Below are 26,135 nucleotides of genomic sequence, written 5' to 3'. Positions count from 1 at the left end.
TCAACTATTTCATATAACGCCTTACTTGGCATACACAATGAAAATATAAAATATATCCTGTTTTAAAAGCAAAGGCCTTATTGTTGATGCACAGGTAAGCAAAATCCGATACCCTAAACACTTAAGTTGTATTTACTATTAGCTGAAAATGGAAAAACAATTCTTCACTATTTGCAGAGGTAGTTTATTATTGTGGTCTGTATTTTTTAGTGTCATAGCTCATGCTCAAAACAACCCACCTAAAGTCGTAAATGTAGAGGCCTGCTTGAACAGCGTTATTAACCTACAGGTCGACTTACCTTCTAATCATGCTGATAACCGCCAGTGGCAAGTGAGTAATGCACAGAATGGTCCTTACACTAATATTGCAGGGGCTACAGGTTTAGCATATAGTTTCACGACAACTTCGGAACATCATAACAAATATTTCAGAGTACTTTTCACTAACGCTGGTGGTAACCAGCCCAACTCAAGTGAGGCTTTCCGGATCTTACTACAAAGTGTTCCAGCTGTCCCAACCGTAAAAGATGGTGTAACACAAGGCATAGGCTCAGTAACACTTACTGCAAGTGCGCCTGCAAACCATACATTCCGATGGTACGCTGTGAAAGCCGGCGGAATACCTATAGATGGTGCCACGAGCAGTACTTTCACAACACCTCCAATAAGTACGAATACCTTCTACTATGTGTCTGCAGTTAGTCCGGCTGGTTGCGAAGGACCGCGTGCACAAGTGGAGGCCAAAGTGGAAGGTGTTAGCTTTACCACACTTAAACATATCGGGCTGATCTCGAGCAACGACCCTGCCATGCCAATTAACTCCTTGCAACCTATCGCCCCCGAAACTGCAGCAGATATAGAGCGCTACAAAATTTTAACCATTCCCGATCCTGTGCAAGGCAGACTATACATGAGAGGTAATGAAGTATTAAAAGGCCAGGAGATTTCACCGGCAGATGCGGCCCAATTATCGTTCGATCCGGAATTGTCGTTTTATGGCAATGCTACTTTCACTTACCAAACTATAAACAAGGGAGGTACTGCCAGTTCATCTGTTGTTTTGTACATCATACCTATAAACGGTGCTCCCATCGCCCGTAATGTTACATCAAACCTCATCTCATCCGGCAAATCTTACAGCTTACTCCCATTCCCGCTCAATGCTGTCGACTTCGACGGAACTATAGAAAGGTACACGATTACAAGCCTGCCCAGCACAGGTTGGCTTTCTGCGAATGCTTCGGGATCTCCGGTTTTAGGAGTTGGCAGTGTAGTTAACACAAGTCAGCTATACTACAACCCAAATCAGAGCGGCAAAGGAGCAATCAGAACAAGCTTCACTTACACCGTTACCGATAACAAAGGCGTTACATCCGGGACGGCAAACTATTTTCTTAATATAGAGGTGGTTCCGGTTAACCAGATCCCGGTTATTGAAAGCAAAACCATTCCCGCAGTATCAAATGCAGCTCAGCAGCATGTAAACCTGCCGCCACTGGCTGGTACCGATGTTGATGGTTATATCACAGCTTACCAGATAGATCAGGTTTCGCCAACTCAGGCGGGCACACTTTATCTGAACGGCAAAGCTATAACCGGCAACAACACCTACCAAACAGAGAGCGGGATACTAAATGGCCTATCGTTTCTGCCTGCTTCAAACTATAGCGGCAATGTGCTGATCACCTTCAGAGCTATAGATAACAATGGCGCAAGTTCTAACGCAGGCACTTATATAATACCGGTAGCCGCACCACCTACTGTAACAGATGTAAGCTTTACAATTGACCCTGATAACAAGAATGCTCAATTACTCGCTCCTCTGCTGGCTTCAGACCCTGACGGAAGTATTTCCAGCTTTACAATTTTAAGTGTGCCACGAGGTTCTCAGGGAAGACTAACCTTAAACGGTTCTAGTGTGGTACCGGGCCAGGTCCTGACTCCTGCTCAGGCAGAGTTGCTCCATTTTGAAATGTTTGACACCTATGTGAGTCCAGCCTTTTTTACTTACACAGCAACAGATAACTATGGAATAAAGGCGCTGACAAATGCAACTTACACCATACTGTCAGGCGCCATAATACCTTTACCTATTACCCTTGTCAGTTTCTCTGCAAGAGCCGTTAACGATGGAGCGTTCCTGACCTGGACTACGGCTACCGAGCTTAACAACGACTACTTTGTGATTGAGAAAAGTGCTGATGGGAAATCCTTTGAAGAAATAGGGAGAGTAAAAGGTGCTGGAAACAGCTCTGTTAAACTATCCTACTCGTACCACGATGCCAGGTTTAAAGAGAGCAAAAGTTACTACAGATTAAAACAGGTCGACTACGACGGGACTTACATTTACAGCAAAACGGTTGCGCTCAAAAACCGGAACTTTAACTATAACACCAGCATCCAGGCTTACCCAAACCCTGTAAAGACAGACGCAGTGGCACACATAACAGCGCCAGCCACAACACAGGCCACGCTCGCGCTCTATTGTATGCAGGGCAGGATCTTGAAAACTGAAACGATAACGCTAGATGAAGGCCTGAATACCTATAGTTTGCCTATGAGCAATTTAGAGAGTGGTGTTTACCTGCTTCGGGTTACATCACCTGAAACCAATCACACAACCCGAATCTTAAAGGATTAAAAATAATAGTGCCGGCCATGGAGCCGGCACTATTATTTTTAATCCTACTGCGCCAGAGCGAATTGAACTATGACAGACCTCACAGAACATAGCAGTATAATTTATGAGTCTACCACCTGCCACATCATCACAACCTATAAACCACTGATTTCTTATTACTTATAGTTTCTATATCGGACTGAGCTATTTTATTTTCACAAATATTTTCCCGGTAAAGTCAAATTCACCTTCACAAATTACCTTTTAACTAAACAGCTTAAATTCTTTATCCAACCAAATATATAGGAAGCTCTATATTATAGTTTATCAAACAAAGCCAGAATAATAAAGCAAAATATTACTATTTAACTTTAGAAATTTTCAACATACCTTTGCATCCATGTTGCAACTTTAGCTTTTTCTAATAATCTTTATGGACTTTAAACTAAAATTGTTCAATGGAATTATTAGAACAATCTAAAACAACAAGTAAGGTGCTTGTATGTTCAGGCTTATCTGGCAACCTATAAAGCAAGCAGAACCTATAACTATTATTACCGGTGTACTTTTAGCCAAATGAGAAGCAATTATCTGATTACTCTAAAGAGTAGTCTACTACTGTGGTGTATTTTGAGCATCTTTACTACAGCTCAGGCACAGACACCGGGACTCATCTATAAGATTGCCGTTAATGGCGGCAACAAGGTACTCGACCCTAACGGTGATGGTTACGTTTCTAAAACAGCACTAGGTTTTCAGCTTGTCGGTGGCAACAGACTAGACGAAGGTCCTCAGTATAGTGAAATTCCTTTCCGTCCGTTTCCGGTATTTATGGATGAGCCTCTAGCCGACCTGAAAACAGGTGGCGGTTACGGCCACACTGACTTTGCTCCCAGAGTATATGCAAATGGCAAAATAGTAGGCTCCCCAATGGCCTCTTACTTTGATGGTAAAAACTTCCTCTTCCGAATCAGGCTTGCCGGCCAATCTACAGCTTCCAAGGGTTACAGCATTCTGATTGATATAGATAACAAGTTAGACGGAAATGCACCCAACCCCGGCTTTGAGTTTGAGGTATTGCTGGCAACAAACTTTGATGTGCGTGTTTACGACCATCGCACCAATACCACCGGAGGGGACATCATCTTCAATGGTTCGGTAGATCAGTACTCCCAGAAGTCTATTGCTGGTTCGACCGGTGGCGGCGACCCGGATTATTTCTACGACTTTTATGTACCTTTAACTGCTTTCAGAGGGGCGATTAGCGAATCCTCTCTATTGCGCATGACGGGGGTGACAATTACCAGTGCCAAAAGTGGCATTTTTGGCGTAGCATCCGATCTAGGCGGAATAGATGACCGGGTTATAAAAGGTACCATAGTGGATGCATGGAAATCTATCATCAATAATACACCGCTAACCACTCCTACTGACATTAAGGATACAGGCTTTACACCGAGTAAGGCTACTCCGCCAACCATCAATTCCCCAATCTATAGTAACAGCACTATAATTTCGGGCTTTTCAGAGGAAGTAGAGGGATCACTTATCACTGTTTACAGAAATAATGTTAATATTGGAATTACTACTGTAAGAGTAGATGGGTCTTGGCGACTAGAAGGAATTTCTGCTGCATTACTACTAACTGGCGATAAAATTAAAGCCACTGTAAAGCCAGACAATGAATTTATCTCCGAATTTTCCAACGAAATAACTGTTGGTACGGGTAGCTGCTATACCCAACCTCCGCAAATAACATCCGTCATTTCAGGTGGTAAAGGCATTAACTTTACAACTTTTGTTGCAGGTGAACAGGTTGTAAGAATTTATAAAAATGGTGTGTTAGAATTTTCTAAAACCATATCGCCTGCAACTGCTCCTTTTTCAGATAGCTACGCATGTCAAACGGGCCAATGTTTTGATACTGGAGTTTACCTGATTAGAGTAACCCCTACAGGTGGATGCGAGTCTGGACCATCAAATACTGTATGCTATAATAAGAATGATGGAATAATAAATCCGATACCTAAAATTACAACCGCAACGCTTTCAGTAAATACAACTCAGCTCACTGGCACTTTCGCAGCTTCTGGTATCATTCAACTTTTTAGGAATGGTGTTGCCGTTTCAAATAAAACAGCAAATACCACAGCAACAAATCCTAATTGGACAATTAATTTAAGCGGTGTTACACTAGCTGTTGGAGATCGGATTTCTATTACAGCCACACCTGATGTAAATAGATGTAATCAAGCTGAAACTTCGAATGTACTAATTGTACAGGCTGTTACGTCAGCTCCTATAGTTACAGGTATTTATTGTGGCCCTACAACAACCGTTTCGGGTATATCAACAGAGGTAGCGGGAACAACAATACTGGTTTATGTTAATAATGTGGAAGTAGGCAGCACAACTGTTAACTCACATGGCACATGGACGGCTACTATCTCACAGAGCAGTTCAGGTACAATTACAGCAAGGGCAACTGCTCCTAGTAAATCAGAGAGCGTTACTTCAAATAGCATAGGTATTAGCACCCTATATAATGCCAGCAACCTTGCAGTACTTGGCACTGAAAACAGTAATGATATTTTCGAAGGGAACACCAGTGTGAGAGGCACTGCACCTGCAGGAGCACTTATTACACTCTTTATCAATGGTTCTGTTTATGTAGATAAGGACGGGGCTGCGATTACTCAGATTGCAGATTCCAATGGCCGCTTCCTGTTCAGCAACATCTCTCCATTCGAAATTTATGCCGGGGCAAAACTAACTGTTACTGCAAAAGACCCGAATGGTGGCCAGGACGCTTGTACCAGTGCGCACTCACAGCCAGTAACTATAAAGTGTAATCCGGTCAGCTCAACAGTTATACCAACGTTTACTGAGCCTAAATTCTGCCCGGGCACTCCGGCATTTATCAGAATTCCATCAACTCAGGGTGGCGTTATCTACAATATTTACAGAAAAGAAACTAACGGAGCATACACACAATTTGGCCCTTCGGTTCTGGGTACGGGTTCTGCAATCACGCTGCAATCAGACCCAGTAAACACTCCAGGCACTATAGTGCAGATAAGAACTATAAAAGTAGGTGCTGACTGCTCTGACCCGATTGGAGGCGAGATGACGGTTGAACTACACCCGACGGTACCAAAAACATTCTCTGTAGTAGCTTCAGCTACAGATGTTGCCTGCCCCAATACTCCTGTAACTATAACAGTACAGGCAGCAGATGCCCAGCACTCCTACCAGCTAATCAATAACGTTACAAAGGCTGCACTTTCTACTGTAATAGTACCTACTGCCACCGGCGATCTAAGTTTTCCTGCACAACCAGTTGCCCGTACTACAGAGTTTGGTGTTGTGATCAAGAGTCTGGCTACCGGCTGCTCTACCGAAAACACGTTTCTTAGAACGGTAACAGTAAATGGTGGCCCAGATGTATCAAGAGCGGTAACTATAAGCAATACCACCATCTGTGTTAATAATACAGTAACTATTTCTGTAGCTACCCAAACTGGTTATACTTACAAAGTAGTCAGAAAAGATAATGGCGCTCAGGTGGGCTCTAACATTACTGGAAATAACGGAGTACAGACAGTAACTACTGCGGCACTCCCTGCCGGAATCTATACTTATCAGGTTCAGGTAATAAACAATGGCACTTGTAATCCATATCTGACCCAGGAAGTAACGGTACAGGTTACAAGTGGGACAATTGCTAATGCCGGGTCAGCTCAAACAGCTTGTGCCTTTACGTACTTAGCGGGTAACGACCCTGGCACGGGAACAGGCAGATGGACTCTTGTATCGAAACCTGCAACAGCTACTGCAGACCCTAAATTTAAAGATGCTACCCGATATAACACTGAGGTGATTGGTCTTGAATCAGGAAAATATGTTTTTAACTGGGCTGTTACCTCGTGCACAGGCACAACAAACAGCGAGGTGATTATAACAGTTAACTGCCCTTCAGAATACAGTGTTAGAACCAATAAGCTGGTAACTGAATATGCTTACCGCGAAGTTATTGCAAGTGCTTCAGACACAGAGGGTATACAATCCGCTCAGCTGATATTAGGATCTTTACCTTCCGGTACGGTATTGAATACTACTAACGGAAACATTTCTGTAGATAATGTTGAGCGTTTGATGGCAAACCGGGATTATAACTTTACGATCCGCATAACTGATATGACAGGCCGGGTAACAGACCTTCCGTTATACATCAGGTTTTACAGCCCATCTATACGCCCGGGCGATATTACCCCGCTTCCTGTTGAATTAGTGAATTTTACAGCTTCTTACTCAAACTATAAAGTAGTACTGCAATGGACTACCGCTTCGGAACTGAATAACAAGCGTTTTGATGTAGAACGCAGTACCAACAACAAGACTTTTGTTAAAATTGGCAGTGTAAACGGGAATGGCACCACCAACCGGACAATAAAATACAAGTTCACTGACGAGTCACCGTTGCCGGGTATGGCATTTTACAGGCTGAAACAGGTAGATTTTGATGGCACCAGCGACTATAGTAAAACCATTGCTTTAAGTAATAACGAATTATTATCTGACAGTAAACTACAGGCTTATCCTAACCCGTTCTCCGAAAACCTTACTGTAACTATAGTTACCCAGGCAGCAGAACCAGCAACACTTAAATTATATAACTTGCAGGGCCGCGAAGTTTACAGCACAATTATAAAATTACAGGCCGGCGCCAATACATACCAGGTTCTTCCGAGCAACCTGCCTGCAGGTATCTACATTCTGAAAGTGAGAGGGACGCAAAATAACCTTTCAACTAAACTAATGAAGCAATAAGTTAGAGCAACTATAATAACCTGAAAAAGGCCAGCTAAAAAAGCTGGCCTTTTTTGTATTTTTGCGCACCTGCCAATACCCGAAAGCTGCCCGCTTTTTGTTAATTTTGCAGCTACCTTAAAATACAACTATAGCTTTTAGATGAAAGTAATGAAATTCGGCGGCACCTCTGTGGGGTCTGCTGATAGAATGAGAGATGTCGCGAACCTGATTCAGAACGGCGACAGTAAAATTGTGGTGCTGTCTGCTATGTCGGGCACAACCAACAAGCTGGTAGAAATAGCTGAAACGCTGTACCAGAACAAGAACGAAAACGCGAATGCGCTGATTGATGCGCTCCATGATAACTATAAACAGGTTGTAGAATCGCTCTACAACACTTCCGATAAAAAGAAACAGGCAAACGAGCTGATCGATCATCATTTTGATAATATCAGGGCCTATACACAGGACCTATTCACGATTCATGAAGAGCGAGCAGTACTTGCACAAGGTGAACTGCTTTCAACGGCACTGTTTCAGTTCTTCCTGGAAGAGCAGGGCATTACCTCTGTATTGCTGCCAGCTCTTAACTTCATGAAGATCGATGAGAACGAAGAGCCAGATGCCGCTTATATTGCCAAGAACATCAAAACAGAGCTGGAGAAATATCCGGATACAAAGCTTTTCATAACGCAGGGTTATATCTGTCGCAACGCTTTTGGCGAGATAGATAACCTGAAGCGTGGTGGCTCAGACTATTCTGCATCGCTGATCGGTGCCGCTGTGGGCGCATCGGAGATCCAGATATGGACCGACATTGACGGAATGCACAACAACGACCCGCGCATAGTTAAAAACACGCGCCCGATTGCAGAGCTTTCTTTTGATGAAGCAGCCGAGCTTGCCTACTTTGGCGCCAAGATTCTGCACCCAAGCAGTGTGTTGCCGGCAAAACAGCAAAACATACCAGTACGCCTGCTCAACACCATGAAGCCCGAAGCACATGGCACGATCATTAAATCTGAAACTGCAGGTGGTGGTATAAAAGCTGTAGCTGCAAAAGATGGCATCACGGCAATCAAAATTAAATCGGGCAGAATGCTGTTAGCCTATGGCTTCCTGCGCAGCGTTTTCGAAGTATTTGAGCGCTACAAAACCCCGATCGACATGATCACCACGTCAGAAGTTGCTGTTTCTCTAACTATAGACAATAATAAATTCCTGAACGAGATTGTAGCTGAGCTGAAAGAGTTTGGCCAGGTAGAAACGGACCTTGACCAGACTATTATCTGCGTAGTAGGTGATTTTATTGCTGAAAAGAGCGGAGCCGGTCTTCGTATTTTCGAGTCGCTGAAGAACATACCATTGCGCATGATCTCGTATGGCGGCAGCAAAAACAACATTACCTTGCTGATAAACACAAAAGATAAAGTAGAGGCGCTAACAAAGCTGAACGAAGGGATTTTTTAAGAAACGCGACCATGCTGAAACAACATTTACAGGAGCTGCAGCTGCAGACCACTCCTTTTTATGTATATAATATAGACCTGCTCAGGCAAACCCTGCAAAATGCAAGTGCCGAAGCAGCCAAATATAACTACCACGTACACTATGCCTTAAAGGCAAATGCAAATGCACCTATCCTTGCCGAAATGCTGCAGGCTGGATTCGGGGCTGACTGCGTAAGCGGAAATGAAGTAAAATGCGCCATCGAAAACGGTTTTAAGCCGGAACATGTGGTATTTGCAGGTGTTGGTAAATCGGATGAAGAAATAAACTACGCACTGGAGCAGGATATTTTTTGCTTCAACTGCGAGTCGAGCCACGAACTGGAAGTACTGAACGAGCTGGCAACCGCCAAAGGCACCAAGGCAAGAATAGCGCTGCGCATTAACCCAAATGTAAATGCCAACACGCACAAGTATATTACCACCGGCCTGGAAGAGAACAAGTTTGGCATTAATGCCTGGGAGCTCGAAAGTGTGCTAGACCTGCTGAAGACGCTTGAGAACATAGAGCTGATCGGTATTCACTTCCACATTGGTTCTCAGATAACAGACCTGAATGTGTTCAAGAACCTATGCACAAGAGTGAATGAATTCCAGGAGTGGTTTATTGCCCGTAACATTACACTACAACATATAAACGTAGGCGGTGGTCTTGGGGTGGATTACTATAATCCGGATGCAAACCTGATTCCTGATTTCGCTGCTTATTTTGGTTTATTCAATCAGTTTCTGGAGCTGCGCCCAGGACAACAGGTGCACTTTGAGCTGGGCCGTGCGCTGGTAGCTCAGTGCGGTACGCTGATTTCTAAAGTACTGTACATCAAGAAAGGGATCTCAACTAATTTTGCCATTCTGGATGCTGGCATGACCGAGCTGATCCGTCCGGCACTTTACCAGTCGTACCACAAAATTGAGAACCTGACCAGCGATAAGCAGGAAGAACGCTACGATGTGGTAGGCCCGATCTGCGAGTCTAGTGACTGCTTTGGCAAGGCTGTGATGCTACCCGAAACCAACCGCGGAGACCTGGTTGCCATCAGAACAGCCGGTGCTTACGGCGAGGTAATGGCATCGGGCTATAACCTGCGCGACCGGGTAAATGCTATCTACCTATAGTTTAACTAAAAGCTAAATGCGCAAAAAAAGCCTGCTTCCGAACTATAGAAGCAGGCTTTTTTATTGATCCTAAATCAAACTATAACTATGGAGCCAGCATAAAGTCAGGTGAGGCATTCAGTATGCCAGCCTCCTGGTTCAGCACATTCACAAAATCCAGTGCATTGCCTTTCGCTTGCTTGTTGAGCTGCACCATATACGTATCGGCACCTAATGGGCCGCTAATTTTGCCATTAAAATCCTTTACTTTCTGCTGCAAAACAGCAATACCAGTAGCATCAGCACGCACTAATACTTCGTTGCTTAACCCTACAGCTTGACCGCCTTCAACCAAAAACATTGGGCCTGCATAAACTATAGCTTTATCCTTAGTTAGTTCGCGTACAGCCTGTTCGGCCTGGGCGCAATTAAGGCCGCTTACCAAACCAAGTGTATACATCATGCCCGACTGGCTGGCGCGCTGGCTTAAAATACCTGTAACGAAACCATGTTTTGATAGGGCTTCGGTACGCTGTGCATCTGTCATGCCATCACGGAATGCTACTACTACCTGGCCGGTATGTACGGTGCCCAGGTGGCGAAGTGAACGTCCGGCTTTATAACTATAGTTGGTGCAATTGTTCGCAATTTTAAGTGGGTTCAGCAGCTTCGGATCGAAGCGCACGTTGCGTATCGGAGAGACGTTTTCCTGCCTGCAACCGGTACCAGCAAACACAGTGAGTATAATAATGAGCAAGGGTAGAATAGTCTTCATAGTTTCTAACGTTGAGAATTGGATACCTGTAATTACTTGTTGTACGTGCAGTTACAATTTATAGCTACAATCCTCACTTACTATTTAGACTATCCTACTAACTCAACCCCCTTTATATAATACAATTAAAACAACTCCTAAATTCTCACAGTTAATCTACATGGAAGACTTTAGTAAATCATTGCCTCAGCAACCCCAGACTGTAATGCAATTAACTTAGCCTGTTCCGCGGTGATTTCTGCTACAAAAACCTGTTGATCTGACAAATACGAGTGTAACCGAAGTAATTCCCTTTCTTTGATAAGCAAACTATAAATGCTATCTCCAGCGGTGGTTTGCAGTAAATTCAGACGAAGTTTCAGTGCTGGGGCTAACTCTACCTCTTCGGTGCAACGCAGGTATAAAAAAAGTTCGCTTTCCTGATTTATTGCTACGGTCTTTTTAGCTGCTTTTGGGTAGGTGTACCGGTAGCCTGCTATGGCTGCAGACACATCCGCCCAGACCGCAGAACCAGTAGGAAAACTGCCTGCCCCGCTGCCTTTCAGGAACTGTTCCCCGGCAAAAACAGGGTCAATGGATACGCCGTTTGTTTCGTTCTGCACATAGTACAGTTCATCGGCTTCTGTAACAAAAGTTGGCAGTACGCGCAGGGTTAACTTATTATCCTCATCTACAGCTGCAGTAGCTACTAATCTTATCCTGCTGTTTATAGTTTGGGCTATAGTCAGATCTGCTTCGGTAACGGTATTAATGCCAAAGCGTAGTACGTCTTCCGGCTGCACGGTAGCTCCGAAACCATGTGCAGCAATAAGGCTCAGTTTGTTAACTGTATCGTAACCACCAACATCCAGGGTAGGAATGGCTTCGGCAAACCCAAGCTCCTGCGCCTGCTGTAGCGCTAAACTATAGCTCAAACTTTCGGCTTCCATTTTGGTGAGTATATAGTTGGACGACCCATTCAGGATGCCCCTCACTTTTGTTAGCGGCTCTGCACTGTAGTAGCTCTCCAGGGTACGGATGATCGGAATACTGCCTCCAACGGCTGCCTCATAAAGCAGGGTACCGCCATAGTTCTGCTGCAGTGTTATGAGTTCAGGCAGGTGTCGGGCCAGCATTTTCTTATTAGCCGAAACTATAGTTCTTCCGGCCAGCAAGGCTTGCTTTACAATATGATAGGCCTCGTCTGCATCGCTGATGAGTTCGGCCAGAATGTTTATGCTGGTATCCTGCAACAGCTCCTGCGGATCGTATGTGAAAGCACTTGTCGGCAAAGTGCGTGGCTTCTCTCTGTCTTTTACACAGATCTTGGCCACCTCTATACCTGCCTGCGCTATAGTTTGTACCACATTGTAGAGCCCCTGCCCCACACAACCAAACCCAAAGATTCCAAGCCTGATGTTAGACTGCCTGTTTTTCATAGTATTCCTGATTTATAGTTTCTGCTTGATAAAACCTGTTAATTGCATCTGCCAGCTGTTCAGTTTCCACCAGAAAACCGTCGTGGCCATAGTCGGAGCGCAGCAACGCGAAGCTCGACCCCGGTACCTGCTCATGCAGAAAACGCTGCTCCTCCACCGGAAAAAGCAGGTCGGTATCAACCCCTACAAAAAGGGTTTTTGCTTTCAGGCGCTGCAATGCATTTTCTACTCCGCCGCGCCCACGCCCTATGTTGTGGGAGTCCATTGCTTTTGATAGCAGCCAGTAGGTATAGGCGTTAAAGCGGGTTGCCAGTTTCTCGCCCTGATATACTTGGTAGCTGGCGGCTCTATAGTTATCGGTGATGCTGTTGCCTGGCTCCTGCTGGCTAAGCTCATATCCCTTATAATGCCGGTACGAAAGCATAGCGATGGCTCTTGCCGTTTTCAAACCTTCCCGACCTGCTGTTTCACTATTTTCTATCCAGGTCGGGTCCTGGCGTATGGCCATGCGCTGGCTTTCGTTAAAGGCAATCCCCCAGGCTGAGTGGCGTGCGTTAGATGCCACATGCACCAACCGCTGGAACGCATCCGGTTGCTGCAATGCCCACTCTAATGCCTGCTGTCCGCCCAACGAACCACCAATCAGGGTATGCACCTGCTCCAGTTCCAGCTCCTGTCGTAGCAACTCAAATGCAGCCACTATGTCGCGGTTGGTTAACTGCGGGAAACTATGGAAATAAGTCTTCAGCGTATCGGGATTAACAGATAGTGGCCCTGTGGAACCATAGCAACCGCCCAGCGTGTTGGCGCAAACTATAAACCAGTCTTCCGGGTCGTATAGTTTGCCTTCACCGAACAAGCCGCTCCACCATGCTGTAAAGTCGGCACTTCCGGTTAGGGCATGGCAAACCCACACTACATTATCGCGTTGCGGACTCAGTTTGCCATAGGTTGTATAAGCAAGCTGAAACCCCGGCAATACTGCGCCTGATTCCAACCTGAACTCCTGTTGGTAATGGAAAATTTGTTGTTGTGCGGACATTGGAAATATATTTTACTCTTTATCATGCTGGCGCGAGCGTCCTCGCTCGTGTCGAACTATAGTTGAGCGTCCCGCCCAGCCGGATTACAAATCCGACACTATATGTAGCATGAGTTGCAAACTCGCGCCAGCAAATGTTATCTTAATAAAGCACCGGCTCGGCCACAGCAGTTTTAACTGCAGCAAAAGCCAGCTCAAAATCTGCTTTTATATCTTCGATGTGTTCGATGCCTAACGATACACGCAGCAACGTTGGCTCTACACCGGCACTGATTTGTTCTGTTTCCGATAGTTGCTGGTGTGTGGTTGATGCCGGATGTATGATCAGCGTTTTAGCATCGCCTACGTTAGCCAGGTGACTTACCAGCTGCAGGTTATTCACGAACGTTTCGGCTTGTTTCTTGTCGCCTTTCAGTTTAAAAGACAACACGCCACCGAAACCGCGCTTCAGGTACTTCTTTGCTAACTCGTGGTATCTGCTCGACTCAAGCCCCGGATAGTTCACGCTTTCTACTAGTTCGTGCTGTTCCAGCCATTCGGCCAGTGCCTGTGCATTTTGTACCGTTCTTTCTACTCGCAGCGAGAGTGTTTCAAGGCCCTGCAACAATTGGAAAGAGTTAAACGGAGAAATGGCAGGACCAAAATCGCGCAAACCTTCTACCCTAGCTCTAATTGCGAAAGCGATATTGCCAAACGGCCCGTCTGCACCAAATACTTCCCAGAAGTTAAGCCCATGGTAGCCTTCGGATGGTTCTGAGAACTGCGGAAATTTACCGTTGCCCCAGTTAAAATTACCACCATCAACTATAACCCCGCCAATGCTTGTACCGTGTCCGCCAATCCATTTAGTAGCAGATTCTACCACCACGTTCGCGCCATGTTCCAGCGGCCTGAACAGGTAACCGCCTGCACCAAATGTATTGTCCACAATTAGTGGCAGGTCATGCTTCCTGGCCAATGCAGCTATAGTTTCAAAATCCGGAATGTTAAAGCGCGGGTTGCCTATCGTTTCCAGGTAAATCGCTTTGGTGTTTTCATCGATGAGCTTCTCATAGGTCTGCGATTCGTCGTCCGCCGCAAAGCGCACCTCTATGCCCAGGCGCTTAAACGAAACCTTAAACTGGTTATAAGTACCCCCATACAGGAAGCTTGTAGTAACAAAATTATCGCCAGCCTGCAGAATATTGGTAAGTGCAATGAACTGTGCTGCCTGACCCGATGCCACTGCTACTGCCGCCACGCCACCTTCCAGGGCAGCCACGCGTTTCTCAAAAACATCGGTTGTCGGGTTCTGGATGCGAGTGTAGATGTTACCAAACTCTTTTAGCGCAAACAAGTTGGCACCATGAGCGGCATCCTTAAAAGCGTACGAAGAGGTCTGGTAAATAGGAACAGCGCGGGAACGTGTAGTTGGATCTATTTCCTGGCCTGCGTGTAGCTGTAATGTTTCGAATCGGTGTGTATTAGACATGATTATGCTGGTTAAAAAGTATAAAATGAGTTATTTGTGAAAGGCAAAATAGATGTGCAGATACAGCAGTTGGCTTACAGGTATAAACCTGCAGCAGCCTGCGGGGCACAAAAAATTCGGGAAGCTAAAAGATTAGCGACAGCAACAACAGGTTTGCATTCGCATGAACCTGAAGGCAAATAAATGAGAGAGTCCGAGTAGTTGACCTACCGGATAAAATACAAAACTGTGATGTGTTGGCTTAATTCCCTTTTTCATGTTCTTATCAATTTATATTCATCCGGTACTTCCGGATTCAGGAATTAGCACCTTAACCGAGTTGTTAGGTTGCTAGCGTTTCACAGAGCCTGTCTCTCCACGCTTCTTTATAAATCAATAACCGCAAGGGATCATTGACTTGATGATGCAAACTTAGAATAGGTTTACTCAAGAAACAAAATTATGGATGAAAATTTTTTAAAGTTATTTTTCAAACCCCTATTATATCAACTATAAACCAACAACTTACACAACTATAGCATCTGTAAAACAAAGCCTTCTATACTATACCCTTTACATGAAACTATCTCTCGTTTTGGTCAGAACATAGCTGTAACTTTGCTGTTTTACATAAGCGACACGGCAATAAAGACAGCCACTATGAGGATACTTTTAACAGGAGCAAACGGCTACATTGGCAAGCGGATTCTACCAGTTCTGGTAGAGCAGGGCCATGAGGTAATCTGTATGGTGCGCGACCCCCGCCGCTTTGAACTACCCGACACCCTTAAAGATAAAGTACAAATTTCAAAAGGCGATTTACTGCAACCTGACTCGTTGAAGGTGCTGCCCAAAACTATAGACGCAGCATATTACCTGGTTCATTCTATGGGAGCGTGGGGTAATGATTTTACAAAAGCAGAACAGGAATCAGCAGCAAACTTTGTCGCTTACCTGAACACTACAACTGCCCGGCAGATCATTTACCTAAGCGGCATTTCAAATGCGGCACAACTATCGGAGCACCTGGCATCAAGAAGGCATGTGGAAGATATTCTGGATCAGGCAAAGGCAAGCCTCACCGTACTTCGGGCTTCTATTATTATTGGTTCAGGCAGTGCTTCTTTTGAGATCATCCGCGACCTGGTAGAGAAACTTCCTGTTATGCTCACCCCGCGCTGGCTAAATTCAAAGTGTCAGCCCATTGCCATCCGCGATGTTATTTTTTACCTGACTACTGTACTTGGCAACACAGCCTGTTATGACCAGCGCTTTGAAATTGGTGGCCCAGATGTGCTTACATATAAGCAGATGCTCCAGCGGCTGGCAAAAGCGCGTCACCTTAAACGCTTTATTTTTACTGTGCCTGTGCTTACGCCAAGACTATCTTCTTACTGGCTTTATTTTGTAACCAGCACCAGCTTTGCCATTGCCCGAAGTTTAGTAGAAAGTTTGCGCAACCATACCATTGTGCTTGATAACAGCATACAAAAGCTCATCCCGCACCAGAATTTAACTTATGATGAAGCCATACAGCTGGCCTATACCAAAATTGAGCAGCACATGGTTGTCTCCAGTTGGAAAGATGCCCTGGCAAGTGGCACCATGCAGTTGAACTATATGGATTTTGTACAAATGCCTCAGAATGGTATAGTTACTGATAAACAGCTGATTAAAATTGAACAAGACCCTGAACAGGTGCTGCAGAACATTTGGAGCATTGGTGGCGAACGAGGCTGGTACAAAACAGATTTCCTTTGGAGAATGCGCGGACTTTTAGATAAAATGGCAGGTGGTGTGGGGCTGAACCGGGGCCGCCGGCATCCGACCGAAATACAGGCCGGCGATACACTCGATTTCTGGCGCGTATTGGTGGCTGACAAGGCACACAGGCGACTCTTATTATATGCAGAAATGAAAGTACCCGGCGAGGCCTGGCTTCAGTTTCGCATTATTTCAATGCCTGATGGGGATTACCTGGAACAGCTCGCCGCCTTCAGGCCAAACGGTATATCCGGCAGACTTTACTGGTATGTTATGCTTCCATTTCACTTTATCATTTTCAGGGGCATGGTAACTAATATTGCACAATATAAGCCAGGGTAAAATCCTGCAGTTTAAATCCGGAAACTTCAAATACATTGAATAATGCAAACTATAGATTTTATAATATAAAACTATTCCTATACTTGGCAGTATATGCAGGTGTTGTTATGCAGCTATAGTTTGCTTTTAAGCTGCATAAAGCCACAAGTACAGTTGTAAAAATTTTTGCCCTCTAAAAATATAGCTAACTTTGCTCTCCGATAAACTAAACGCACGAATGGAGGTTATTAAAGAAACCAACTTCACCTTTGCCGGCCAAACCGGATTTTACAGAGGTAAAGTTCGCGATGTCTATTTCTTCGACAACAAGCTTGCTATAGTTGCTACCGATCGCATCTCTGCCTTTGATGTGGTGTTGCCGCGCGCAATTCCTTACAAAGGACAAGTGCTGAATCAGATAGCCAGCCTTAACTTGAAAGCTACAGCTGATATAGTTCCGAACTGGGTACTTTCTTCTCCTGATCCTAATGTTACGGTAGGCCTTCGTTGCGAACCTTTTAAGGTTGAGATGGTTATTCGCGGGTACCTGGCGGGCCATGCGTGGCGCGAGTACAAAGCTGGCAAACGCACGGTTTGTGGTGTTACGTTGCCGGACGGATTAAGAGAGAACGATAAGTTGCCGGAACCTGTTATCACCCCAACCACCAAAGCAGACCAGGGGCACGACGAAGATATCTCCAGGGAAGAAATTCTGGCAAAAGGCATTGTTAATGAACAAGATTACCTTAATTTAGAACGTTATACACGAGCACTTTACGCCCGTGGCACCGAACTGGCAGCAAAACAAGGCCTGATTCTGGTGGACACAAAGTATGAATTTGGTAAACATAATGGCCAGATTTATCTTATTGATGAAATACACACGCCCGACTCGTCGCGTTACTTTTATAGCGAAGGCTATAGTGACCGACAGCAGAAGGGCGAAGCGCAGAAGCAGCTTTCAAAAGAGTTTGTGCGCCAGTGGCTGATTGAGAACGGTTTCCAGGGGAAAGATGGCCAGGCCATACCTGAGATGACCGATGACGTAGTGCTGAAAATTTCGGAGCGATACATTGAGCTTTTTGAAGTATTTACAGGCCAGCAATTCGTGAAAAGCGATTACAGCCAGGTACTTCAGCGCATTGCCCAAAGCGTGGAGCAAAACATTTTTAGCTTAAAAGATTAGAATTTTTAATGTATATTTTGGTACATTCGCATATAAATCCATATTGGTAGATCTATGAAGTACACGATTGATAAGAAAGAGAACTATACTATAATTACAATAGATGAGAAGAAGCTGGATACTTCAATAGCTCCGGATCTGAAGTCTGAGTTCGTGAAGTTGAATGCCGAAGGGATTAACAACCTGATTCTGGACCTGAACAACGTAAAATACACTGACTCTTCAGGACTTAGTTCTATCCTGATCGCAAACCGCCTTTGCAATTCATCGAATGGTTTGCTGATTCTGACAAGCCTGCAGGACCACGTTATGAAGTTGATCTCTATCTCTAAACTGGAGTCTGTGCTGAACATTCTGCCTACTGTAGAAGAAGCTATTGACCGTGTTTTCCTGCACGAAATTGAGCAGGACCTGACAAATAAAGAAGACTAAAAACACCCGCCGATCGTGGATTTCGAACTCAGGATACTAGGTAGTTCGTCGGCCACGCCTCTGGCAAACAGACATCATACCGCGCAGGTACTTACCATTGGTAACCAATTACACCTGATTGACTGCGGTGAAGGTACGCAAATGCAGCTGATGCAATATAAAATTAAGCATCAGCGCATTTGCAATATCTACATTAGCCACCTGCATGGCGACCATTACTTTGGGCTTGCCGGACTACTCTCTACCATGCACTTACAGGGTAGGCTGTCACCACTCCATCTTTTCGGCCCGCCTGGCCTTTCCGAAATTTTAAGCCTGCAATTCAAGTACTCCGGCACCAACCTGAGCTACAAGCTTATTTTCCATGAGCTGGATACTGGCTGCTATAAAAAGATTTATGAAGACAAGCAGATAACAGTGCACACCATACCAATGGAGCATAGGGTTCCTACCTGTGGCTTTATTTTCAGAGAAAAACAGAAACCCCGGCCACTTATAAAAGAGAGGCTCCCCTCCTACCTGACACCGCCTCAACTGGTACGCCTGAAATGGGGCGAAGACATTATGGATGAGCAAGGCAACCTGCTGTTAGCTAACAAAGAGGTAACGCTGGAGCCCAAGCGCAGCCGTAGTTACGCCTATTGCTCCGACAGCAAATACAAACCCGACCTGTTGCCTTACCTACGCCATGTAGACCTGCTCTACCACGAAGCTACTTTTACCCACGACCTGGCAGAACGAGCCAGCCAAACTTTCCATAGCACAACAAAACAAGCTGCCCAGATGGCAGCATCTGCAGAGGTAAAGCAACTACTGCTAGGCCATTTTTCGGCCCGATACAAAGACCTTACTCCCCTGCTGAACGAAGCCCGCGAAGTTTTCCCGAGAACAGAACTGGCTATTGAAGGGAGCATATTTAGCGTACAGGAGCGGTTACCAGAACTATAGATGCTATAACCTCTTTAAAGCAATTAGCTTTTGAGTGCAGAACTTCTAGTGTATAACCTAATGAAATCACTGCTATTTGTATCAGCCCTGTTTTTCTGCCTGATGCTAACCTGCAACTATAGTTTTGGGCAGGTGCTCAACGATAAAATAGAGAACCGGATTGAGCTAATACTGGATACTGATCCTTTTAACTCAAACACAACCAACTGTACTGTTGATAAAGCCTGCATCAACGAAGCCCTGGAAGGCAACTGTGTAAAGTTTCATAACGACCAGTGGTTCTGGTTTAAAACCGCAGAAGCTGGAACCTACTACCTTAATGTAAGCGGGCAGGATTGCCGTGATATACTGGGCGTGCAATTGATGGTTATTGATGGGGTGCCCTGTCAGACTGAAACCTACAAGCTGATTTCATGTGTTTCGCTGGCCTCGCAGGACGACATCTACCTGCAACTCGACTCTCTGAAATCAAACTATAGCTATCTCTTAAATGTGGATGGTTACCTGCATGATTTCTGCGATTTTAACATACAATTCAGCTCAGAGCCGAAGGGTTTGCCTGCCAAAACGATAGCAGAAGATAACAAACTTGTTTCCAGCTTTGCCAATGGTGTAATTCAGCTTAACTGGGTAGCGGCCGCACACGAAGCACAAACTATAGTTAACTACCAGGTTTTAAAGCGAACAGCAGCTGAACAGCGGTTTACGCAAAAAGAGCAGCTCCCATTTGTCCGCGATACTTACTCTCAACCGGTACTCAACTATAGCATACAAGACAGTATCAGCAGTCCAGGCACATACCACTACAAGGTGATTGCACAGCACCAAGATGATTCGCAGTCGCAGGTCGGGGAATACTCCGTAACGATCAGGCCGGACCAACTCCCGCGTAAATCAACCCAAAATCATATCTCGCTGCAGCTAAACTATAGAGAGGGCACCCCACTTAGTATTTACGTATTGCACCCATTTAGCAAGCAAATCCTGAAAACGACCCAACTCACCTACAGCAAAAAGAACCCAAGTATTATGGTTGCCACCAGTCACTTCAGAAAGCTGAATCTTACCCAAATAGAAATAAAAATTACAAACCACAAAACCGGACAGAGCACTTCGCGGCTCTATAACCTGCCATAGCAGGCTTTGGTAAACGCACGATAAAAGTTAAATTTACTCTGACTTTTCACCCGCTAAACTATAGCCCATGAACGTGACCGCCTACTCGCTGTCGAAAAAACGCACCAATCTGTTTTTAGTACTGAGCGGTATATTTATTTCCAATGCATTGCTGGCAGAGCTTATCGGGGTAAAGATCTTCTCGGGCGAAGCTTTGTTCGACTTGCCGGGCGCACAACTGAACATACTGGGCAGCAAACTCGATTTTAACCTGACTGCCGGTGTAATAATCTGGCCGGTCGTGTTTGTTACTACGGACATTATAAATGAGTATTTCGGGAAGCAGGGTGTAAAGAAAATAACCCTTCTTACAGTTCTACTGATCCTTTATGCGTTTCTGGTTATAACTATAGTTACCGGCCTGCCACCAGCACAATTCTGGATTCAGTTAAACAACACCGATCCGCAGGGCAACCCATTTAACATCGACTTTGCTTTTAACTCTATTTACCGGCAGGGCCTGGGAATTATCATCGGCTCGTTGGTTGCCTTCCTGGTTTCCCAGTTTCTGGATGCGACGGTTTTCCATTGGCTGCGAAAGTACACCGGCAGTAAAAAGATCTGGCTCAGGGCGACCGGTTCTACACTGGTTTCGCAACTGATAGATAGTGTGGTAGTTCTGTTCATTGCCTTTTATGTCTTCGGCAACTGGTCTATGGAACTGGTGCTCTCTGTGGCGGCTATCAACTATATCTACAAATTTTGTGTAGCCATTTTACTTACGCCCGTGCTCTACATTGCACATTATGTGATAGATCGTTACCTGGGGCATAATAATGCCGAAGAGCTGATAGAAGAAGCTGCGATAGAGAGTGAAACTTAAATTATAAACTATAAAGAAAGTAAGCATGATTAAGATAGCGGTAGCAGGTATTGGTGGTGTTGGTGGCTATTTTGGCGGTCGCCTGGCCAGGCATTATCATACCTCTGATGAAGTAGAAGTGTACTTTATTGCAAGAGGTGAAAACGAGACCGCCATCCGGCAGCATGGCTTAAAAGTAGAAACTCCTGGCTCAACTTTTACCGCGTACCCAAAGCTGGTTACTTCTAACTCTTCCCTAATCGGTGAAGTAGATTATCTGATCTGCAGCACAAAAAGCTATGACCTGGAGCAAAGTATTACGCAGCTTAAACCCTGCATCGGCAAAAACACGATCATACTTCCGCTGTTGAACGGCATCGACAGCTATGAAAGAATAAAGAGCATTTACCCAAAAAATGAAGTTTGGGAAGGCTGCGTGTATATCGTTTCCAGACTTACAGAACCGGGCCTTGTAACCGTAACCGGCGAGAACAACGCATTGTTCTTCGGCTCAACTAACGGCACTTCGGCCAGGCTTGATGAAGCGCTGCGTATTTTTACAGACGCCGGCATAAACGCCACTTTATCACAAAACATACAACAAACGATCTGGGAGAAATACCTGTTTATATCAACTATAGCCACGCTCACTTCTTACCTTGATACAAGCATAGGCGGTATATTGGCTAAACCTGAAAACATGGAGTTGCTGTATGCCCTTTTAGCTGAGTTTAAGCAGGTTGCCAAAGCAAAAGGAATCGTATTTTCTGAAAACAGTCTGAGCGCCATTACCGACAGAATGGGGAAGTTGCCTTACGAAACCACTTCTTCGATGCACACAGATTATCAGAAAGGAAAAGCCACCGAAGTCGACTCGCTGACGGGATATATTGTGAAGCTTGGGAAGCAGTTGAATATACCTACTCCTACTTACGAGAAACTATACACAGAACTTAAAAACAAATAGCTTCGTAAAGGGGTTAACCTATAACACAGGATAAAAATTACCGACTATTTTTTGTTTCTAAATAATCTTGGGTTATGTTTGCACCCCGAATGAATGCACATTTAGCACATACACAAATTTTTATCACAGGATACGTACTGCACGACCTGTAAGAGTACCCGGTTTACCCGCTTTTGGGCACTCCTGCCCTCTCTTTTTCAAATAAATTTTTGTTCAATTTAAATTAAAAAGGCACCTCCATGTTCAGAGGAATCGCTTTTGTGCTGTTAGGCGCATGCAGTTTCGGTATACTTTCGACGTTCGTAAAATTAGCTTATAACGAAGGCTTTACTTTGGGTGATGTAACTGGCACCCAGGTATTTTTTGGGTTGATTATTCTTTGGGTGATCGTGCTGTTGCGCAGGCTGTTTAGTAGTCGCGGCAACAGTGCATCGCTTAAGGAAGCCCTCCAACTGGTAGCAATGGGAACCAGCACCGGCATGGTGAGTATGTTTTATTACAAATGCGTGCAATTGGTACCTGCCTCTATCGCTATTCTGCTGCTGATGCAGTTTACCTGGATGAGCCTGGTCCTCGATTCCATTCTAAAACGCAAACTTCCTACGCCACTTCAAATCGGTACTGTTTTACTTGTTCTACTAGGTACCGCCTTTGCCGGCAATGTATTTTCAAGTTCTTTTCAGGACATCAGCTTAACCGGTATCGGCTTCGGAATACTGGCTGCCTTGTGTTATACCTGTTTCCTGATGATAAACGGTGCTGCGGGCAATAACATGCACCCGGCTACTAAAAGTGCTCTGTTGATTACCGGTGCCTGTATCCTTATTTTCCTGATTTTCCCACCTATTTTCCTGATAAACGGGTCTTTGCTGAATGGCCTGTTTAAGTGGGGGCTGGTGCTTTCTGTTTTTGGCACCGTAATTCCGCCGCTGTTTTTTGCTTATGGCATACCGCGCATCGGGCTTGGGCTGAGTGCCATACTTAGTTCCGCTGAGCTTCCGGTAGCTGTGCTTATGTCGAGCCTGATACTGCAGGAAGAAGTGGTGCCTGTGCAGTGGTTTGGCGTGCTGCTTATCCTGGCAGCCATCGTACTTTCCAACCTAAATTCGATTCGCAAAAAAGGCAAGCCTGCACAAAAGCTGACCGCCGCTTAAGCACTTTTAAGCCTAGCATAATGCTATAGTGGTAACTGCAATTTTAATGGCTTTTTCGGCTATTTGCATTAATTTGCAGCTTTAACACATATACTAACTATGGCACGATACCTTACAGGCATACAAAGCACCGGCAGACCGCACCTGGGTAATTTGCTGGGCGCGATCATCCCTGCTGTGGAGTTCTCTAAAAAATCAGAGGAAGCATCTTTGTATTTTATTGCTGACCTACACTCGCTAACTACTATCCGCGATGCGGAAGTTTTGAAACATAATACGTACTCGGTAGCTGCTGCCTGGCTGGCGTTCGGATTTGATACTGAAAGACACGTTTTCTATCGCCAGTCAGATGTGCCGATGGTGACAGAACTTAGCTGGTATCTGAATTGCTTTGCACCGTTCCCGATGCTGGCAAATGCACACTCTTTTAAAGATAAGTCGAGCCGCCGCGGCCTGGCTGATGTTAATGCCGGCTTATTTACTTACCCTGTACTAATGGCTGCCGACATTTTAATGTATGATGCCAACTTTGTACCCGTAGGGAAAGACCAGATACAACACCTGGAAATTACACGCGATATTGCCAGCACGTTCAACCACATCTACGGCGAAACGTTTGTGCTGCCGGAAGCAAAAACCGATGAGGCGGTAATGACTGTACCGGGCATCAACGGTGAGAAAATGAGCAAGTCGTACGGCAACATCATCGATATTTTTGAAGCTGACAAGCCATTGCGCAAAACTATAATGAGTATTGTTACGGACAGCACGCCATTGGAAGAGCCTAAAAATCCGGACGATGACACTACGTTTAAAATCTATAGTTTGCTGGCCACACCAGAGCAGATAGCCACCATGCGCCAGAACTATGAGGCAGGCGGTTACGGCTACGGGCACGCAAAGCAGGCGCTTTACGACCTTATCATTACTAAGTATGCAAAAGAGCGTGAGCTGTTTAACTACTACATGAACAACCTGCCTGAGATAGACAAAAAGCTTCAGGAAGGAGCTGAGAAAGCGAAAGCCATTGCAACACCTGTATTGCAGCGCGTTCGTCAGAAATTAGGATACTAAACTATAGCCTATAGTTAAAAAGGTCAGCCGAATTAATTCAGCTGACCTTTTTTATTTGGACCGGTTTATCGTTCCCGGATTATTTTTGTGTTAACGGCGCTCCAACCGGAATACCGCAATCGTGACCAGGCTGGCCGTGCGGCGGATTTAAACCTGGCGCTACTGTGCTGGTAGATGGCGTAAATGACGGAACATTCAGGTTTGGTTTTGGAGTACCATCAAGCGGGGCACCAACCTCAATATCGCAGCGGTGGCCTGGTTCGCCGTGTGGCGGATTAAGCGCTACCGTTGATGATGGCGTAGCAGCCTGGTTTTGGGTGGCAGCTGGCGCCGTAGGAGCCGGAGCTGTTGTAGTTGCTGTTGTGTTATCCGTTTTACCGGAGTCAGCGCAACTCATTAAACCAAAAAGTAAAGCTGCTGCTGCAATCTGCGATGTAATTTTCATGGTGTATGGTTTTAAGTGCAGTATACGTATTTGCACCTTACGTATAAATAATATAAATGTAATAAAGTTATAAGAACGAATATACGGCTTATCTAACTAAATTTCACTGTATCAACCCGATACTTCTACCCCAACGTTTATTTTATCTCAATAATTCGTTCTTCAAAAGCTAAAACATTATCAGCCCAAACTTCCTTGGTTTCCATACTATAGATAATCCACCCAGACCCGTGGATGCGGGCAGCAACTCTGGTTTCGTTCTGCAGCGCTGGTATTTCATTTAAATCTGGAGATTTCCCGTTTACAGATTTCCCTATTTGTTGCAGATAATTTACAGTAGATGCAGTAAGTTGGTCGCTGTCTATAGTTTGCCACATCCGGATAATTGCGTTGTTGTCTTCCTCATTCATCTCATCCATCATGATTGAGACATCAGCAACAAAAGGCTTGCTACCATACAGGTTAGGTACTTCCAGTTGCCCGGTTAATTCCCGGCCTAATTTGTATTTGCCCCCGTGGTAGGTATAAAACTGATGGATATCTTTTATAGCAGCGGACTCAATGGCTTTTTTGGTACCGAGCATGGCTGCTACTTGGTCTGTTATAGCTGAAATATTAGGAATGTGTTTAAATTTTATTTTAAGATGTGCTAAACTGCGATTCACTTCATCCCTGATTTGTTCCCAGTTTACCACTTCTTTAAAAGCACCCATCTCATCTGTTTTGATGATCACTTTTAAGTTTTCTGAAATTTTGGCCAGTTCATTTGTGAACTCATTATCGGTACTCGTATTAATGCCACGATATGCCCACTCTATGGTGTAAGAATTAGCCGTAGAGTCTTTTATAGTTACATCTACTTCGTATTTCGAGAACTCCCTTTTGGCCGTATCGGTACCAGTAACTCTATACTTCTCGTGGGTGATAATATAAGTCTGCGTTTCGTTTTTGTCCCAGTACCCAATTACCTGCATGGTAGAATCCTGCATATTGAGCTGAGCGTAAGTTGTAATTGATATAAAAAGCGTGAGGGCTAAAAGTAAAAATTGCTTCATAAGAAGGTAAAAATCAGATCATTCTATAGAATCAGCAAATTACGTTAAGGAGTGCTAAAATTATAATAATACAACTTAGAGTTCGGCTGAA

Annotated in this window: 20 protein-coding genes and 1 riboswitch; of the genes, 14 read left to right on the top strand and 6 right to left on the bottom strand. The window is 44.9% G+C overall.

Annotated features, from left to right (window positions below):
* Positions 1-265 precede the first annotated feature (265 nt).
* The 4 genes from GXP69_RS06280 (at position 266) to lysA (ending at position 10,056) form a co-directional block, all read left to right on the top strand.
* Positions 266-2,641, top strand: coding sequence for an Ig-like domain-containing protein (locus GXP69_RS06280; RefSeq protein WP_163913523.1), 2,376 nt, complete (start codon positions 266-268; stop codon positions 2,639-2,641).
* A 609-nt stretch (positions 2,642-3,250) separates the two neighbouring features.
* Positions 3,251-7,450: a T9SS type A sorting domain-containing protein gene (locus tag GXP69_RS06275; protein WP_163913521.1), complete on the top strand. Its 4,200-nt coding sequence runs from the start codon at positions 3,251-3,253 to the stop codon at positions 7,448-7,450.
* Between the two features lie 141 nt (positions 7,451-7,591).
* Positions 7,592-8,902, top strand: coding sequence for an aspartate kinase (locus GXP69_RS06270; RefSeq protein WP_163913520.1), 1,311 nt, complete (start codon positions 7,592-7,594; stop codon positions 8,900-8,902).
* Between the two features lie 11 nt (positions 8,903-8,913).
* Positions 8,914-10,056 carry a diaminopimelate decarboxylase gene (gene lysA / locus GXP69_RS06265; protein WP_163913518.1) on the top strand — a complete coding sequence of 381 codons (1,143 nt, stop codon included), beginning with the start codon at positions 8,914-8,916 and terminating at the stop codon, positions 10,054-10,056.
* Between the two features lie 85 nt (positions 10,057-10,141).
* On the opposite strand, the gene GXP69_RS06260 is transcribed toward lysA, so the two are convergent.
* The 4 genes from GXP69_RS06260 to GXP69_RS06245 all read right to left on the bottom strand — a co-directional run bounded on the left by GXP69_RS06260 (position 10,142) and on the right by GXP69_RS06245 (position 14,741).
* Entirely contained in the window at positions 10,142-10,810 is a 669-nt protein-coding gene (locus GXP69_RS06260) for a hypothetical protein (RefSeq protein ID WP_163913516.1), read from the bottom strand.
* Between the two features lie 170 nt (positions 10,811-10,980).
* Positions 10,981-12,228 (bottom strand): homoserine dehydrogenase, encoded by a 1,248-nt coding sequence (locus GXP69_RS06255; RefSeq protein ID WP_163913514.1) that lies wholly within the window; start codon positions 12,226-12,228, stop codon positions 10,981-10,983.
* Positions 12,209-13,270, bottom strand: coding sequence for a homoserine O-acetyltransferase MetX (metX, locus tag GXP69_RS06250; protein WP_163913512.1), 1,062 nt, complete (start codon positions 13,268-13,270; stop codon positions 12,209-12,211). The genes GXP69_RS06255 and metX overlap by 20 nt, the downstream gene beginning before the upstream one ends.
* 142 nt (positions 13,271-13,412) lie before the next feature.
* Positions 13,413-14,741, bottom strand: coding sequence for an O-acetylhomoserine aminocarboxypropyltransferase/cysteine synthase family protein (locus GXP69_RS06245; RefSeq protein ID WP_163913510.1), 1,329 nt, complete (start codon positions 14,739-14,741; stop codon positions 13,413-13,415).
* Between the two features lie 36 nt (positions 14,742-14,777).
* Here GXP69_RS06245 and GXP69_RS06240 point away from each other — a divergent pair, with 36 nt between their 5' ends.
* The 10 genes from GXP69_RS06240 to trpS all read left to right on the top strand — a co-directional run bounded on the left by GXP69_RS06240 (position 14,778) and on the right by trpS (position 24,544).
* The gene (locus GXP69_RS06240) at positions 14,778-14,924 is read left to right on the top strand and encodes a hypothetical protein (protein ID WP_163913508.1); all 147 of its coding nucleotides are present in this window, start codon (positions 14,778-14,780) and stop codon (positions 14,922-14,924) included.
* Between the two features lie 84 nt (positions 14,925-15,008).
* A riboswitch (SAM riboswitch) is annotated at positions 15,009-15,115 on the bottom strand.
* Between the two features lie 265 nt (positions 15,116-15,380).
* Positions 15,381-16,826 (top strand): SDR family oxidoreductase, encoded by a 1,446-nt coding sequence (locus GXP69_RS06235; RefSeq protein ID WP_163913506.1) that lies wholly within the window; start codon positions 15,381-15,383, stop codon positions 16,824-16,826.
* Positions 16,827-17,043: 217 nt separating this feature from the next.
* Positions 17,044-17,991, top strand: a complete 948-nt coding sequence (locus tag GXP69_RS06230; protein WP_163913504.1) for a phosphoribosylaminoimidazolesuccinocarboxamide synthase — start codon at positions 17,044-17,046, stop codon at positions 17,989-17,991.
* Positions 17,992-18,045: 54 nt separating this feature from the next.
* Positions 18,046-18,423 (top strand): STAS domain-containing protein, encoded by a 378-nt coding sequence (locus GXP69_RS06225; protein WP_163913502.1) that lies wholly within the window; start codon positions 18,046-18,048, stop codon positions 18,421-18,423.
* 15 nt (positions 18,424-18,438) lie between these two features.
* Positions 18,439-19,371 carry a ribonuclease Z gene (locus GXP69_RS06220; protein WP_163913500.1) on the top strand — a complete coding sequence of 311 codons (933 nt, stop codon included), beginning with the start codon at positions 18,439-18,441 and terminating at the stop codon, positions 19,369-19,371.
* Between the two features lie 60 nt (positions 19,372-19,431).
* Positions 19,432-20,508, top strand: a complete 1,077-nt coding sequence (locus tag GXP69_RS06215) for a hypothetical protein (protein WP_163913498.1) — start codon at positions 19,432-19,434, stop codon at positions 20,506-20,508.
* 67 nt (positions 20,509-20,575) lie between these two features.
* A complete protein-coding gene (locus tag GXP69_RS06210) occupies positions 20,576-21,370 on the top strand; it encodes a queuosine precursor transporter (protein ID WP_163913496.1) in 795 nt (264 codons plus the stop codon).
* A 25-nt stretch (positions 21,371-21,395) separates the two neighbouring features.
* Positions 21,396-22,316 carry a ketopantoate reductase family protein gene (locus GXP69_RS06205; RefSeq protein ID WP_163913494.1) on the top strand — a complete coding sequence of 307 codons (921 nt, stop codon included), beginning with the start codon at positions 21,396-21,398 and terminating at the stop codon, positions 22,314-22,316.
* 239 nt (positions 22,317-22,555) lie between these two features.
* Complete coding sequence (locus GXP69_RS06200) at positions 22,556-23,470, top strand: EamA family transporter (protein ID WP_163913492.1); 915 nt, start codon at positions 22,556-22,558, stop codon at positions 23,468-23,470.
* 99 nt (positions 23,471-23,569) lie between these two features.
* Positions 23,570-24,544 (top strand): tryptophan--tRNA ligase, encoded by a 975-nt coding sequence (gene trpS / locus GXP69_RS06195; protein WP_163913490.1) that lies wholly within the window; start codon positions 23,570-23,572, stop codon positions 24,542-24,544.
* 79 nt (positions 24,545-24,623) lie between these two features.
* Here trpS and GXP69_RS06190 read toward each other — a convergent pair whose 3' ends face one another.
* Positions 24,624-24,989: a hypothetical protein gene (locus tag GXP69_RS06190; RefSeq protein ID WP_163913488.1), complete on the bottom strand. Its 366-nt coding sequence runs from the start codon at positions 24,987-24,989 to the stop codon at positions 24,624-24,626.
* A gap of 137 nt (positions 24,990-25,126) precedes the next feature.
* Positions 25,127-26,044, bottom strand: coding sequence for a hypothetical protein (locus GXP69_RS06185; RefSeq protein ID WP_163913486.1), 918 nt, complete (start codon positions 26,042-26,044; stop codon positions 25,127-25,129).
* Between the last annotated feature and the right edge of the window lie 91 nt (positions 26,045-26,135).

Origin of the sequence: Pontibacter burrus (assembly GCF_010686685.1) — a bacterium.
GTDB classification, from domain to species: domain Bacteria; phylum Bacteroidota; class Bacteroidia; order Cytophagales; family Hymenobacteraceae; genus Pontibacter; species Pontibacter burrus.
The sequence above is the reverse complement of the archived record's forward strand: the minus strand, read 5'-3'. Positions and strand labels throughout refer to the sequence as shown.

Coding starts and splice junctions, on each gene's coding strand:
- GXP69_RS06210 (WP_163913496.1), top strand. CDS start 20,576: ATGAACGTGACCGCCTACTCGCTGTCGAAAAAACGCACCAATCTGTTT.
- GXP69_RS06260 (WP_163913516.1), bottom strand. CDS start 10,810: ATGAAGACTATTCTACCCTTGCTCATTATTATACTCACTGTGTTTGCT.
- trpS (WP_163913490.1), top strand. CDS start 23,570: ATGGCACGATACCTTACAGGCATACAAAGCACCGGCAGACCGCACCTG.
- GXP69_RS06225 (WP_163913502.1), top strand. CDS start 18,046: ATGAAGTACACGATTGATAAGAAAGAGAACTATACTATAATTACAATA.
- GXP69_RS06200 (WP_163913492.1), top strand. CDS start 22,556: ATGTTCAGAGGAATCGCTTTTGTGCTGTTAGGCGCATGCAGTTTCGGT.
- GXP69_RS06245 (WP_163913510.1), bottom strand. CDS start 14,741: ATGTCTAATACACACCGATTCGAAACATTACAGCTACACGCAGGCCAG.
- GXP69_RS06190 (WP_163913488.1), bottom strand. CDS start 24,989: ATGAAAATTACATCGCAGATTGCAGCAGCAGCTTTACTTTTTGGTTTA.
- metX (WP_163913512.1), bottom strand. CDS start 13,270: ATGTCCGCACAACAACAAATTTTCCATTACCAACAGGAGTTCAGGTTG.
- GXP69_RS06235 (WP_163913506.1), top strand. CDS start 15,381: ATGAGGATACTTTTAACAGGAGCAAACGGCTACATTGGCAAGCGGATT.
- GXP69_RS06185 (WP_163913486.1), bottom strand. CDS start 26,044: ATGAAGCAATTTTTACTTTTAGCCCTCACGCTTTTTATATCAATTACA.
- lysA (WP_163913518.1), top strand. CDS start 8,914: ATGCTGAAACAACATTTACAGGAGCTGCAGCTGCAGACCACTCCTTTT.
- GXP69_RS06230 (WP_163913504.1), top strand. CDS start 17,044: ATGGAGGTTATTAAAGAAACCAACTTCACCTTTGCCGGCCAAACCGGA.
- GXP69_RS06255 (WP_163913514.1), bottom strand. CDS start 12,228: ATGAAAAACAGGCAGTCTAACATCAGGCTTGGAATCTTTGGGTTTGGT.
- GXP69_RS06270 (WP_163913520.1), top strand. CDS start 7,592: ATGAAAGTAATGAAATTCGGCGGCACCTCTGTGGGGTCTGCTGATAGA.
- GXP69_RS06215 (WP_163913498.1), top strand. CDS start 19,432: ATGAAATCACTGCTATTTGTATCAGCCCTGTTTTTCTGCCTGATGCTA.
- GXP69_RS06205 (WP_163913494.1), top strand. CDS start 21,396: ATGATTAAGATAGCGGTAGCAGGTATTGGTGGTGTTGGTGGCTATTTT.